Source organism: Williamsia sp. D3, from assembly GCF_000506245.1.
Classification (GTDB): Bacteria; Actinomycetota; Actinomycetes; order Mycobacteriales; family Mycobacteriaceae; genus Williamsia; species Williamsia muralis.
This window is the reverse complement of record NZ_AYTE01000010.1, coordinates 19,428-32,086: the sequence shown is the minus strand read 5'-3', so window position 1 is coordinate 32,086 and position 12,659 is coordinate 19,428. Positions and strand designations below refer to the sequence as shown.

13 protein-coding genes and 1 pseudogene are annotated in these 12,659 nt (G+C 64.2%); 2 read left to right on the top strand and 12 right to left on the bottom strand.

Features of this window, described 5'->3' with window-relative positions; all coding sequences use genetic code 11:
• The 6 genes from arsD to W823_RS36645 are packed head-to-tail and all read right to left on the bottom strand — an operon-like array spanning position 1 to position 4,052.
• Positions 1-417, bottom strand: coding sequence for an arsenite efflux transporter metallochaperone ArsD (gene arsD / locus W823_RS36670; protein WP_031331597.1), 417 nt, complete (start codon positions 415-417; stop codon positions 1-3).
• A gap of 21 nt (positions 418-438) precedes the next feature.
• Positions 439-1,428: a thioredoxin-disulfide reductase gene (trxB, locus tag W823_RS36665; RefSeq protein ID WP_023955807.1), complete on the bottom strand. Its 990-nt coding sequence runs from the start codon at positions 1,426-1,428 to the stop codon at positions 439-441.
• Between the two features lie 28 nt (positions 1,429-1,456).
• A complete protein-coding gene (locus W823_RS36660) occupies positions 1,457-1,873 on the bottom strand; it encodes an arsenate reductase ArsC (protein WP_023955806.1) in 417 nt (138 codons plus the stop codon).
• Between the two features lie 48 nt (positions 1,874-1,921).
• Positions 1,922-2,575, bottom strand: coding sequence for an arsenate reductase ArsC (locus W823_RS36655; protein WP_023955804.1), 654 nt, complete (start codon positions 2,573-2,575; stop codon positions 1,922-1,924).
• Complete coding sequence (arsB, locus tag W823_RS36650; RefSeq protein WP_023955802.1) at positions 2,575-3,669, bottom strand: ACR3 family arsenite efflux transporter; 1,095 nt, start codon at positions 3,667-3,669, stop codon at positions 2,575-2,577. The genes W823_RS36655 and arsB overlap by 1 nt, the downstream gene beginning before the upstream one ends.
• The gene (locus W823_RS36645; RefSeq protein ID WP_023955800.1) at positions 3,666-4,052 is read right to left on the bottom strand and encodes a helix-turn-helix transcriptional regulator; all 387 of its coding nucleotides are present in this window, start codon (positions 4,050-4,052) and stop codon (positions 3,666-3,668) included. The genes arsB and W823_RS36645 overlap by 4 nt, the downstream gene beginning before the upstream one ends.
• A 205-nt stretch (positions 4,053-4,257) precedes the next feature.
• Here W823_RS36645 and W823_RS36640 point away from each other — a divergent pair, with 205 nt between their 5' ends.
• Both W823_RS36640 and W823_RS36635 read left to right on the top strand, forming a co-directional pair.
• Positions 4,258-4,560 (top strand): hypothetical protein, encoded by a 303-nt coding sequence (locus W823_RS36640; RefSeq protein ID WP_023955798.1) that lies wholly within the window; start codon positions 4,258-4,260, stop codon positions 4,558-4,560.
• A gap of 788 nt (positions 4,561-5,348) precedes the next feature.
• Complete coding sequence (locus W823_RS36635) at positions 5,349-5,555, top strand: hypothetical protein (RefSeq protein WP_023955796.1); 207 nt, start codon at positions 5,349-5,351, stop codon at positions 5,553-5,555.
• Positions 5,556-6,039: 484 nt separating this feature from the next.
• On the opposite strand, the gene W823_RS36630 is transcribed toward W823_RS36635, so the two are convergent.
• The 6 genes and pseudogenes from W823_RS36630 to W823_RS36605 form a co-directional block, all read right to left on the bottom strand.
• Positions 6,040-6,294 (bottom strand): hypothetical protein, encoded by a 255-nt coding sequence (locus tag W823_RS36630; protein WP_023955794.1) that lies wholly within the window; start codon positions 6,292-6,294, stop codon positions 6,040-6,042.
• A 72-nt stretch (positions 6,295-6,366) separates the two neighbouring features.
• Complete coding sequence (locus tag W823_RS36625; protein ID WP_023955792.1) at positions 6,367-6,690, bottom strand: metal-sensitive transcriptional regulator; 324 nt, start codon at positions 6,688-6,690, stop codon at positions 6,367-6,369.
• Between the two features lie 38 nt (positions 6,691-6,728).
• Positions 6,729-8,809 (bottom strand): annotated as a pseudogene (locus tag W823_RS36620) (heavy metal translocating P-type ATPase).
• Between the two features lie 183 nt (positions 8,810-8,992).
• Positions 8,993-11,308: a cation-translocating P-type ATPase gene (locus W823_RS36615; protein WP_023955788.1), complete on the bottom strand. Its 2,316-nt coding sequence runs from the start codon at positions 11,306-11,308 to the stop codon at positions 8,993-8,995.
• 54 nt (positions 11,309-11,362) lie between these two features.
• Positions 11,363-12,340, bottom strand: coding sequence for a hypothetical protein (locus tag W823_RS36610; RefSeq protein WP_023955786.1), 978 nt, complete (start codon positions 12,338-12,340; stop codon positions 11,363-11,365).
• An 86-nt stretch (positions 12,341-12,426) separates the two neighbouring features.
• A complete protein-coding gene (locus W823_RS36605; RefSeq protein WP_023955784.1) occupies positions 12,427-12,633 on the bottom strand; it encodes a heavy-metal-associated domain-containing protein in 207 nt (68 codons plus the stop codon).
• Positions 12,634-12,659: the final 26 nt, after the last annotated feature.

Below are 12,659 nucleotides of genomic sequence, written 5' to 3'. Positions count from 1 at the left end.
TCAGCAGCAACCGCTCGCGGCGTCGGCGCCAGGAGCGCAGCTTCCGCTGGTGTCGGTGAGGGTGAGCAGTCCGGCACCTGCTGCCGGTGCGGTCGCGGGAGTGTCGCCCGAGGCGGTGAGCCCGGCCCAAGAGGCCAGCTGTTCGCGGGTGGGGTAGCGGCCGGTCATCGCGGTGACACCGTCCACCAGCACCAACGGCAGGCCTTGGGATCCGGAGAGCTGCAAAAATGCGGTGACCGGTTCGCGATCGGCGAAGGCCATCGGCTCGCTGGCCAGATTGAATCGGGCGATGTCGACGCCCTGGCTGCGGAGCCAGTCCAGGTCCGCAGTAAAGCTGATCAGAGCTTGATCGACGTCGTCGCCGCACATACCGGTGGCACAACACAGGGCCGGTTCAAAAATCTCAATAGTCATCAGGCACAGGCTTTCTACAGGTGGTCAGGCGGTGATGGTGGCGGCGACGGGCTGGCCGGCCGCGGCGAGGGTGTTGCTGGTGATGTCGCCGCGGTCAGCGAGCCACCGTTCGGCATCGATCGCGGCAGCGCAACCGGTCCCGGCGGCGGTGATCGCTTGCCGGTAGGTGTGATCGACCAGATCGCCCGCGGCGAACACCCCGTCCACCGAGGTGGCGGTAGTGGGGGACTGCACCCGTACGTAGCCGGCGTCATCGAGGTCGACCTGTCCGGCGACCAATGCATTGCGCGGATCGTGACCGATGGCCACGAACATCCCGGTCGCCGCGAGCGTGGTGTGCTCGCCGGTGATCGTGTCGCGGACAACCAGTCCGGTGACACTGCCCTCGCCGAGAACCTGTACCGGTTCGGCGTTGGTGACAAACCGGATCTTGGGGTTGGCTCTGGCGCGTTCGAGCATGATCCGCGACGCCCGGAACTCGGTGCGGCGGTGCACCAGGCTGACGCTGCGGGCAAAACGGGTCAAGAACGTGGCCTCTTCCATCGCTGAATCACCGCCGCCGACGACCACGATGTCCTGGTCCCGGAAGAAGAAGCCATCACAGGTGGCGCACGCGCTGACGCCCCGCCCTAAAAGTTCTTGTTCCCCAGGGATGTTCAGGTAGCGGGCCGCAGCGCCCATCGCCAGGATCACCGCATGAGCGTGGTAGGCAACCCCGCCGGCGTGAACAGTCTTGATCGGCCCAGCCAGCTCGAGCTGGTCGACGTCCTCAGTGTGGATGGCGGCACCGAAACGTGTTGCCTGCTCACGCATCTCCTCCATCAACTCCGGACCCATGATCCCGGCGCGAAAGCCCGGGAAGTTCTCCACGTCGGTGGTGGTCATCAACGCCCCACCGAACTGGCTGCCTTCGAACAGCAGCGGTGCCAGTTCGGCGCGGCCGGCGTAGATACCGGCGGTGTAGCCGGCGGGCCCAGAGCCCACGATGATCAGTTCGTGCACGGTGTCAGTCATGGTTCTCCTGGCTTGAACAATCAGCTGATCAGTGGGCCGGGGACGCGGAGGTGAGTTCGGCGATGAGCGCTTCGACGCGGGTTTTGATTTCGTCGCGAATCGGCCGGACCGCCTCCACGCCTTGACCGGCGGGGTCATCGAGAACCCAGTCCCGGTAGCTTTTGCCGGGGAAGATCGGGCAGCTGTCGCCGCATCCCATGGTGATCACCACATCAGAGGCCTGCACGGCATCAGTGGTGAGGATCTTGGGGGTTTGGGCGGTGATGTCGATACCCACCTCGGCCATCGCCTCCACCGCGGCAGGGTTGATGGTGTCAGCGGGGGCGCTGCCCGCGGAGCGGACCTCGATCGCATCGCCGGCCAGGTGGGCCAGGAAACCGGCGGCCATCTGCGAACGGCCCGCGTTGTGCACGCAGACGAACAGGACGCTGGGGGTGGTGGTCATGGGAGTCGAGATCCTTTCGTCAAGGGCAGAGGGAGAGGGGCGAGCTGGTCAGGCGGGAACGGGAGTGGTCAACTCGCGCAACAACTCCTGGACCCGGGTGTCGAGGTCGTCACGAATAGCGCGCACCACATCGAGGGATTGTCCTTGCGGGTCGTCGAGCGTCCAGTCCAGGTAGCGCTTACCGGGGTAGATCGCGCATGCATCACCACACCCCATCGACACCACCACATCGGCGGCAGCCACGACATCGTCGGTCAGCGGCTTGGGGTACTCGGCACCCAAATCCAAACCGATCTCGGACATGGCGTCGATGACCATCGGGTTGATGGCATTGACCGGTGCCGACCCGGCTGAGCGCACATGGACGCGGCCTTGGCCGTAATGGTTGAGAAGGGCTGCGGCCATTTGTGATCGCCCGGCATTGTGCACGCAGATGAACAACACCTCGGGGACGTCTTTGGGCGCGTCGCCCTGGGACTGGGCCAGAGCGGTGAGCCGGTCGGCAGCGAACCGGCCGGCCAGCGTCGGCAGGTGGTTGTGAATCGTGGAGGTGCGGCGCAGCGCGGTGTAAGACTCGAACACGTAGCGTTCCACCGTTTGCGGGGAGAACACACCCTCGTACTTCTCAGACAGCACCGCTGCAGTGCGCGACAGCAACGCTTGGGGCATCAACAGTTCGGGTTGAGCGCGGTGTTCAGACATCAGGACTCCTTGGTCACAGACGAGAGGGCGGGGGTGGGGGTGAAGCGCTTGCGCAGAGCGAGAGAGACATACACCAGACCAACAAGGACCGGGACCTCGATCAGCGGGCCGACCACACCGGCCAACGCCTGGCCCGAGGTGACGCCGTAGGTTGCGATAGCCACAGCGATCGCGAGTTCAAAGTTGTTGCCGGCGGCGGTAAACGCAAGGGTGGTGGTGCGTTCGTACCCCAACCCCATCGCGGCGCCCAGGGCGTAGCCACCGCCCCACATGATGGCGAAGTACGCCAGCAGCGGGAGCGCGATCCGCACCACATCCCACGGTTTGGAAGTGATCTGGTCGCCCTGCAGGGCGAAGAGGATGACGATGGTGAACAGCAACCCGTACAGCGCCCACGGGCCGATCTTCGGCAGGAACGTCTCCTCATACCAGGTGCGGCCCTTGGCTTTTTCGCCGTAGCGGCGGGTCAAGAACCCGGCGAGCAACGGGACACCCAGGAAGATCAATACTGATTTGGCGATCTGCCACGGGGAGGCGTCGATGGTGGTTTGTTCCAGCCCGAGCCAGCCCGGCAGGACCGACAGGTAGAACCAGCCCAAGATGGCAAACATGATCACCTGGAACACCGAGTTGATCGCGACCAGCACCGCTGCGGCTTCACGGTCACCGCAGGCCAGGTCGTTCCAGATGATCACCATGGCGATGCAACGGGCCAAACCGACAATGATCAAACCGGTCCGGTACTCGGGGAGGTCGGGCAGCATGAGCCAGGCAAGCGCAAACATCAACGCCGGCCCCAGCACCCAGTTCAACACCAACGAGCCGATCAGCAGCTTGCGGTCACCGGTGACAGTGTCGAGGCGGTCGTAGCGCACTTTCGCCAACACCGGGTACATCATGATCAGCAACCCGATCGCGATAGGCAGTGAGATCCCATCGATCTCGACCGCGCTCACCACATCGTCCAAGCCCGGAATCATTCGGCCCAACAGCAGACCGGCCACCATCGCCACCCCGATCCATACCGGCAAAAACCGATCCAGGGTCGACAGCTTGCCCACCACTGCCGGATGCTCGGCGGTGCTCTGGCTCATGCCCCGACCTCCGCCTGGGCCTGGGCCGGCACCGTCATGGTGCTCTCCACCAGCAACACTGCCGACAGTTGCTGCAGCGCCGACGGAACCACCCAGTAGTAAACCCACGTGCCTCGGCGTTCGCAGTCGAGCAAGCCCGCTGAGCGCAGCACCTTCAGGTGATGCGAGATCGTGGGCTGGGACAGGTCGAACGAATCGGAGAGATCGCAGACACACGCCTCACCGCCCGCGTGACTGGCGATCAGGCTCAGCATCCGCAACCGGACCGGGTCGGCCAACGATTTGAACATCCGCGCCAGATCAGCGGCCCAATCCTCGGTCAACGGCTCACGCACCAGCGGAGAACAACACGCCTCGCCCGCAGATCCCTCTTGTATCGACATCCTTCAATATTGACAGGCATCGATATGCGCTGCCAACCAACAACAGGTGAACTCTGTGGCGAGCTGCCTGGCGCGGCGGCCATCGCCTCGGGGGGCCGCAGGTGCCGACTCGCCGAGTCGCAGCTGCGAGTTATCCACAGAAAATCGTGCAACACTGATGACGCGCTAGAACTATGCGCACAACCGGCCACTGGCCGGTTTTTTTGTGCCCGCTGACCGTCTGGTCAGCATCGGGGCCACCACCCTGTCACGCACCGCCGACCGGCACGCCCTCGTGGCGGCTGGTCTCTTCGGCGTGCGCGGCGCACCTCACCTAAGGGGTAATCAAATGTTCGGAGACGTCTCTGCGTTCTGCGCTCTGGGACTCATCGCTCTCACCCTGCTCGGGGTGGGTGTTCTTCCGCTGCTCTACCTCGTGGTCCTCGGTGGCCGCGACGCACCGGTCCGACGCGTCGAGCGCTTGCTCAAAGCCCTCGCTGTGCCGCTGCGGGCCTGGCGACGGAAGTAACACCTATATCCCCACCATGGAGACGCTGATGTCGCCGTAAGGCGCCGCGCACCCACTGGTTGCGCACCCCCCAACCCCCTGGGCGTTCTTGCAAGCCCCGTGGTCGAACCCCAATTCGACGCACGGGGCTTTTTCATGCCCAAAACAGGTCGCCACGGGTTCTTATTCATGCGTCCACCCCAGCCAGCGAACGCATGTTCGAGCGGCCTAGTACGCTCTAGCCGAGCGGGGACCTGGCGCACTCACACCGATTCGGGGTACGCGGGAAGCAGGTCCCCGCCCCTTCGCCAGCCACCCCGGAATAGCCGTCGCAGGCGGGTGTTGCGCCGCGACGGCCGGGGATCTGTCGAGGTTTACATCGCTAGGCTTTCGAGTTGCTGGAGTGCTTGCCATCGTCGGTGGTCGTCGCACATGGTGCGCCAGAGTTTCTCGGCGACTTGACGTTTGAGGCAGCGCATGGCTCACCGGCGGGTCATCCCGGCGTCCATTTTGGAGTGCAGGTAGGTGTATCCGGGACTGTTGGCGTTGATGCTTTGGCACACGGGTTTGCCCGATCAATCTCGCGGCTTCTTGGTGCCTGATGGCTCGAATGCTCGAACCCACTTGACGGTGTCAGTGGGACCGGCCGGGTGACCCTATCGGCGCACCTCCGAGGCCGGCCCGGTCCACACGGCTGTTGGACTGCCGCCAGGCGAGTTGATCGCCGGTTCGAGCTCGGGCCGCGCTTCCTAGGATGGTGACGGTGTGCCAACCCCGGTACACCGAGCCGCACACAGGAGGTCATCGTCATGGGTGGAATAGCCGACAAGTTCGACAAGGCATACGAGGAAAAGCCGATCAGTGAGCTCGCTGACGCCCCCGTCGAGGCACTCCAAGGTGTGAGCCCCGGAGATGCCCAGCACCTCAAAAATGCGTTCAACATCAAGACCGTGCGCGATCTGGGCACCAACAAGTACTTCCTCTGGGCTCAGGCAGTCGCCAAGCTCGCCGACTAGCCAACCCAGACAGCGAAAGCCGCGACCCTCCAACAGGGTCGCGGCTTTCTGCGTGTCGGTGTTTAAGAGTTGTGGGCCGGGTCGGGGTCAGGTTCCGCAGGCAGTCGCTGTCGGGGTGTTGCGTAACCGGATTGGCCCGGAAGCCCCCGCTGATTCGCGTGAACACTGTTTGCTGTTGAGGCTGCGCAATGACTAGGTGCTGGTTACGGTGACTTAGACAGGGGCCGTCGAGTGGGACGAGGGGCGTTTTGAGTGCAGACGACGCAACAGAACAGATCACCGCGTTGATCCGAGAGTTGCAGTCCCACTTTCCTTCCTCGCTCGATGCCCTTGAGGATTTGATCAGCGAGTTTGCGCAGACTATGCCTGGGGAGTGTGCCTGGTATTTTTGCCGTGTGCCGCAAGGGTTCGGTGGCAATTCTTCAGTTGCATAAGGAAAACGGGGAGAACGTTTCTTCACTCATTGCACATTTGTTGACCAGCGCTAGTCGCGGCCTATGCGGCGGATCCCGAGCAGCAAGATGGTGAGTATGACGGCACCTACAGTCGCTGCCCAGGCCCAGTTGTGTAGGTGTGGCCATCCGGGGTCGGTGATGTTGGGTGGGTGTGGTTGGCGGGTGTGGGCGACGTCGGTGGCGTAGGGGGCGGAGAGAACCAGACCCAAGGTGAAGGCGATTGTTGCCCCGGAGGCGACGACGAGTATTGAAAACCAGTGGGGTAGGCGTGTGGTGTGTGCCATGGCGGGTGGGCAGGCCTTTGGTCGTGGAGCAATCGAGTTTTGTCGAGGGAGCTTTCCCGAGGGGGCGAGTTCTTAGGAGCGCACTAGCCGGGCGATAGCGTCGGAGGCTTCTTTGAGTTTGAGGTCGGCCTGTGCGCCGCCTGTTTTGGCGGCGTCGACGACGCAGTGTTTGAGGTGGTCATCGAGCAGGCCGATGGCGACGCCTTCGAGCGCTTTGGTCAGCGCGGAGATCTGGGTGAGGATGTCGATGCAGTATTGCTCTTCATCGACCATGCGGTGTAGACCTCGGGCTTGCCCTTCGATGCGTTTGAGGCGAGCGAGATATTTTTTCTTGTCGTCGATGTATCCGTGGGGGACGGTGTGATCCGCGTCGTGGGTGGGGGTTTTGGCAGCCATGGGTGTCCTTTGTTGTCGGGCGTGTGCATTGTAGGTGGCTACCGGCTGATTGCGGTGGGCGCGCTGATCTCCGGTCGTAGGTCCAGTCGCCGCAGCAGCTGGGCGTTGAGCGCCACGACCACCGTCGACGCCGACATCAAGATTGCGCCGACGGACATGGGCAAGACGAATCCGATACCGGCAAGCACCCCAGCAGCAAGGGGAACCGAGATCAGGTTATAGCCGGCGGCCCACCAGAGGTTTTGCTTCATCTTGCGGTAGCTCGCCCGTGACAGCTCGATGACCGATAGCACCGACCGTGGGTCGTCGCTGGCCAAGATGACGCCGGCTGAACCAATTGCGACGTCGGTGCCGGCGCCGATGGCGATGCCGACATCGGCTTGGGCGAGCGCGGGGGCGTCGTTGACGCCGTCACCGACCATGGCTGTTTTTCGGCCCTCGCTTTGGAGCGCTTTGACTTTGGAGGCTTTGTCTTCGGGGCGGACGCCGGCGAACACGCGGTCAATACCGAGTTCGGTGGCCACCGACTGGGCCACAGCGTGCGCGTCGCCGGTGATCATGACCACTTGGACGCCAAGCTTGTGGAGTGCGGCGACGGCTTCCCGCGATTCGCCGCGTATCTCATCGGCGAGTTTTAGTGCTCCAATCAGGTTTCCGTCGGCCAGCACGTGCAGGATGATGGCGCCGTCGCTCCGCCAGTTGTCGGCGATGTCGAGTTCAGCATGGTGGTACTGCTCCAGCAGTCGTGGGCCACCGACTTGAATGCGGTGGCCGTCCACGAGGGCTGATACACCCACTGCCGGTGACGAACTGAACTCGCGTGCCCTGCTGAGGGGTAGAGCGCGCGTGCGGGCGGCGTGCACGATCGCTCTACCCAAAGGGTGTTCACTGTCGGCTTCGGCCGCGGCCGCGGCCGCGAGCACCTCATCTTCGGTGTGGCCTGCTGTGGCGTGCACGGCGGTCACGGTGGGCTCGCCTTTGGTCAGGGTGCCGGTCTTGTCGAACAACACGGTGTCCACGGTGCGCATACTTTCCAGCGCGAGGCGGTCTTTGATCAACACGCCACCGCGGGCGGCGCGTTCGGTCGCGATGGCCACCACCAGCGGGATCGCCAATCCCAGTGCGTGAGGGCAAGCGATGACCAGAACGGTGATGGTGCGCACGACCGCGTCATCCGGATAGCCAAGTACTGTCCAAACAATGGCGGTCAGTACCGCTGCACCCAGGGCGAACCAGAACAGCCAGGCAGCTGCGGTGTCGGCGAGCCGTTGGGCCCGAGACGACGAGTTCTGAGCTTCAGAGACCAGCCGTTGGATACCGGCCAGTGCGGTGTCGTCGCCGGTGGCGGTAACCTGCACGCGCACACCCGAGTCGGTAGCGACAGTGCCAGCAACGACTATGTCGTTGAAGTTGCGGCGCACCGTTTTTGATTCACCAGTCACCATCGACTCATCCATCTCGGCAGTGCCCTCGACGATCTTTCCGTCTGCGGGCACACTGGCCCCTGGACGGACGATGACCACGTCGCCGACCCGTAGTTGCGCAGGTGAGACGGTGACTGTGCTGTCACCCTCAACCCGCTCGGCCTCATCAGGCAACAGCGCGGCCAGCGAGTCCAGCGCGGAAGTGGTTTGGGCCAGCGACCGCATTTCGATCCAGTGCCCCAACAACATGATCACGATCAGCAGGGCCAGTTCCCACCAAAAATCGAGCTGGTGGTCAAGCAGGCCAATGCTCGCACCCCAAGACGCCACGAACGCCACCGTGATCGCCAGTGCGATAAGAAGCATCATGCCTGGAGTCCGTGATCGCACCTCGCTGCTGCGCCGACCAAGAAGGGGCGGCCGCCCCAGGCGAACATCACCGTACCCAGAATCGGCGAGATCCACGACACTGCTCCAGAGTCGGGCACGTCGTAGCCCACCAGCATGGCGAACATGCTCGAAAAACCGACCACGGGGATGGCCAGCAGCAGCATGATCCAGAACAGGCGGCGGAACTGGCCCGCATGGTCACCATGCCCGGAGTGGCCCTGATGGCTGCTGTGGTCATCGGTGTGGCCCTGATGGTCACCCGCGCCGTTATGGCCGGGGTGCGCATGGTCGGTATGGCCGTGCATCCCACGAGCTTCGGTGGTCTCGGTATGGCCGGGGCGCGATACGGGCGGGTGTGCACCAGCAGGTGTCGATGCCGGTGTGGGCATCGACTGTCCCTGGTGGTGGTGATGTGAACCGTTCATAACTACCATCCTATACCCCCAGAGGGTATTAGTCGAGGTGTACAGCTGTTGGTGGGTGGGTGGTTAGGCGTGCTGCAGCGACCGGGCGGGTGCGTCGGGCGTGAGCGAGGGGGTCGAGGTGGCCTGGGAGGTGAATGTGCGTAGTCGCAGGCTGTTGCTGACCACGAACACACTGGAAAAGGCCATGGCGGCACCGGCAAGCATGGGGTTGAGCAATCCAAGAGCGGCCAGGGGTATTGCGGCAATGTTGTAGGCGAATGCCCAGAACAAGTTCATCTTGATGGTCCGTAGGGTTCTGCGGGCCAACCGGATGGCGTCTGCGGCCGAGCGCAGATCGCCGCGTACCAGGGTGATGTCGGCGGCTTCGATGGCCACGTCGGTGCCGGTACCCATCGCTAGGCCCAGATCGGCCTGGGCAAGGGCGGCGGCGTCATTGACCCCATCGCCCACCATGGCCACTGTTTTGCCCTTTTTCTGCAGGTCGGCGATGACGGTGAGTTTGTCCTGGGGCAGGACCTCGGCGATGACCTCGGTGATACCGACCTGGGCGGCGACATGATCGGCGGCGGCGCGGTTGTCCCCGGTCAGCAGGATGGGGGTCAGGCCCAGGGCAGTGAACTGCGCGATCGCGGCGGCGCTGGTCGGCTTCACCGTGTCGGCGACCACCAGCACACCTTGCACGTGCCCATCCCAGGCGACGACCACCGCAGTTTTACCGGTCTGCTCGGCTGCAGTCTTGGCTGCGGACAGGGTGTCGTCGAGATGGAGGGACCAGTCGGCTAGCAAGCTCTCACGGCCCACCAGTACAGCGTGACCGTCGATGACACCGTGCACGCCTTTACCGTCCACGCTGGTGAACGACTCCACCGACGGTAGCGGGCCGGCTTGTTCGGCCGCGGCGGCAATGGCCCGGGCGATCGGGTGTTCGGAGGCGTGCTCGAGCGCGCCGGCAAGACGCAAGATATCGTCGGAAGAGGTACCGGGGGTGGTGACGATGTCGTGCAGGGTCATCGTTCCGGTGGTCACCGTGCCGGTCTTGTCCAGGACGATGGTGTCCACAGCGCGGGTTGATTCGAGTACTTCGGGCCCTTTGATAAGGATTCCCAGTTGCGCGCCGCGGCCGGTGCCCACCAGCAATGCGGTCGGAGTGGCTAACCCCAGTGCGCAGGGGCAGGCGATGATCAGCACCGCTACGGCGGCGGTGAACGCGGCGCTGAGCGGGAACCCGGCACCGATCCAGCCTCCTAAAACGGCGACTGCGATAGCGATGACGATGGGGACGAAGATTCCGGAAATGCGATCAGCGAGTCGCTGGACCTGGGCTTTGCCCGATTGGGCGTCTTCGACGAGTTGGGCCATTCGCGCTAACTGGGTATCGGAGCCCACACGGGTGGCCCGCACGATGAGCCGGCCGCCAGCGTTGACGGTGGCACCGGTGACCGCATCACCTTCGCTGACTTCCACCGGCAGTGATTCACCGGTCAGCATGCTCGCATCGACCGCGGAGTTTCCTGTGGTGATGACGCCGTCGGTGGCGATCTTTTCTCCGGGTCGCACCACAAAGCTGTCGCCCACCTGCAACTGGGCGATCGGGATTTGCGTTTCGGTGCCGTTGCGCAGGACGGCCACCTCTTTGGCGCCGAGTTCAAGCAGGGCGCGCAGGGCCGCGCCGGCTTGGCGTTTGGATCGCTTTTCGAAGTAGCGGCCGGCCAAGACGAACATGGTGACTCCCGCGGCTACTTCCAGGTAGATGTTGCCGGCGCCGTCGGACGGAGAAACGGTCAGCTCAAAACCGTGGGTCATCCCCGGTTGCCCGGCAGTACCCCAGAACAGCGCGTAAATCGACCAGGCCAAGGCTGCCAGGGTGCCGACCGACACCAGGGTGTCCATGGTGGCCGCTCCGTGGCGCAGGTTCGTCCATGCCGCGGTGTGAAACGGCCAAGCCCCCCACACGATTACCGGTGCGGCCAGGGTGAGTGAGGCCCATTGCCAATAGGTGAATTGCAACGCCGGAATCATCGCCAGTGCAATGACCGGGACGGTGAGGGCCACCGACACCCATAGACGCTGACGTAATGCGACGAGCTCGCGATCAGGGCGCGCCTGCTCGTCGTCGGCGCCGCTGCCATCGGCGGGGCCGGAGGTAGGAAGTGCTGCGGTGTAGCCAGCCTCCTCGACGGCGGCAATCAGGGTGTGCGGATCCAGGTCCGGGGAGGCTGCGGTGACCTTCGCCTTTTCGGTCGCGTAGTTCACTGTCGCGGTCACCCCGGGCAGTTTATTGAGTTTGCGTTCGATCCGGTTGGCGCATGACGCGCAGGTCATGCCGCCGATCTCGAGTTCGATCTCAGCCTCGGGCTGGGATGCAGGTGCGGTGACCATGGATGCTCCTCGGGAATGGTTAGCGCTGGCGTGTGGGCGCCGAGCGGCGGTGGGTTAATGGCCACCGTGGGCGTCGGTGGGCGCAGACGGGTTCGGGGTGGGTTGTCCTGCCGGTGGCGCCGTGGGTTGCGCCCCGGTGGTCTGCAGGACGAACTCGGCGGTGTGGACTTGGCCATCCACCTGAAAATCGAAATACAGCAGATACCGGCCCGGGGTGGGTGCGCTCGTCGCGAACTGCACGTGCGGACCTGAAAGTTGGTCCGGGCCACTGGGGGCCGCGCCTTCGGGGTGCACATGCAGGTAGGCCAGATCGCCCTCACGGAGGGCAACGAGGTGTCCGTAGGCGCCCAGGTAAGGCTGCAGGGTCGTCACAGGGTTGCCGTCGCGGCTGATGCGGGCCGTGACCATCGAGGTGCCCGCGGTGCTGAGGCTTCCCTGGAGGCTAACCTGAAAGCCAGCCACGTCATCGGTCGCGCTTACTGGCCGCGGCAACGATGGTGCTACCTCACCGGCCACGGTCACCGTGCTGGTGAGCGTGAGGTCGGTTCCGGTGGCCGCGGGCACGAAATCAGCGAAGACGCGATAGCTGCCGGCAGCGGGCCACTGCCACGGCAACGACCACCGCCCACCGGTGTCCATCGTGGGGTGCACGTGCCGATAGTGGCTGCCATCTGTGGCGACGATGATCGCGTGCAGCTGTTTGTCGTGGGACGTGGCAAACGAGGTGACGGGGCGACCGTTGGGGCCGGTGATGGTGAATGCCAGCTCGCCGCTCTCACCGACGCGGGTGGGGGCTGCCAGGGCGGTCAAGGCAAAGCCGTCAGCGGTGATCGACACTCCGCGTACCGGTGCGGCCTCGGGTGCAGGGGCAGTAGCGGCGTCCGTGGTGGGGGTATGGGCGGTGTGGTCGGCTGAAGTGGTCCAGTCGCTCGCGACCCGATCAGGCACCACAGCACCGGCCGCGATGAAGGCGGCGACAAAGACGGCCACCAGACCCGCACCGTACAGAGCTAACCGGGTCGCGGTGTTCACAATCGTTCTCCTCGCTCATGTAACGGGTAAGGGGCAGATACCCAGCGCCGCACCGACATTCGTCCGGCGCCGGGGGTCTGCCGTTTTCACTCGGCTACCTGGTACCCCGCCTCAGCCACCGCTGCCTTGACCGCCGACGGCTCGATGGTGTCGGTGCTGGTGATGGTCACTTTGCCGGTGCTCAGGTCAACATCGACATCGCTCACGCCCGCCAGGGCGCCGACCTCTTCCCGGACCGATGAAGCGCAATGTCCGCAGGTCATTCCGGTGACGGTGACAGTGGACGTACTCATGACAACCCCATTTCTTTTCCAGTGCC

Coding starts and splice junctions, on each gene's coding strand:
- W823_RS36645 (WP_023955800.1), bottom strand. CDS start 4,052: ATGTCGATACAAGAGGGATCTGCGGGCGAGGCGTGTTGTTCTCCGCTG.
- W823_RS36630 (WP_023955794.1), bottom strand. CDS start 6,294: ATGGCACACACCACACGCCTACCCCACTGGTTTTCAATACTCGTCGTC.
- W823_RS36660 (WP_023955806.1), bottom strand. CDS start 1,873: ATGACCACCACCCCCAGCGTCCTGTTCGTCTGCGTGCACAACGCGGGC.
- W823_RS36605 (WP_023955784.1), bottom strand. CDS start 12,633: ATGAGTACGTCCACTGTCACCGTCACCGGAATGACCTGCGGACATTGC.
- trxB (WP_023955807.1), bottom strand. CDS start 1,428: ATGACTGACACCGTGCACGAACTGATCATCGTGGGCTCTGGGCCCGCC.
- W823_RS36615 (WP_023955788.1), bottom strand. CDS start 11,308: ATGGTCACCGCACCTGCATCCCAGCCCGAGGCTGAGATCGAACTCGAG.
- W823_RS36655 (WP_023955804.1), bottom strand. CDS start 2,575: ATGTCTGAACACCGCGCTCAACCCGAACTGTTGATGCCCCAAGCGTTG.
- arsB (WP_023955802.1), bottom strand. CDS start 3,669: ATGAGCCAGAGCACCGCCGAGCATCCGGCAGTGGTGGGCAAGCTGTCG.
- W823_RS36635 (WP_023955796.1), top strand. CDS start 5,349: ATGGGTGGAATAGCCGACAAGTTCGACAAGGCATACGAGGAAAAGCCG.
- W823_RS36625 (WP_023955792.1), bottom strand. CDS start 6,690: ATGGCTGCCAAAACCCCCACCCACGACGCGGATCACACCGTCCCCCAC.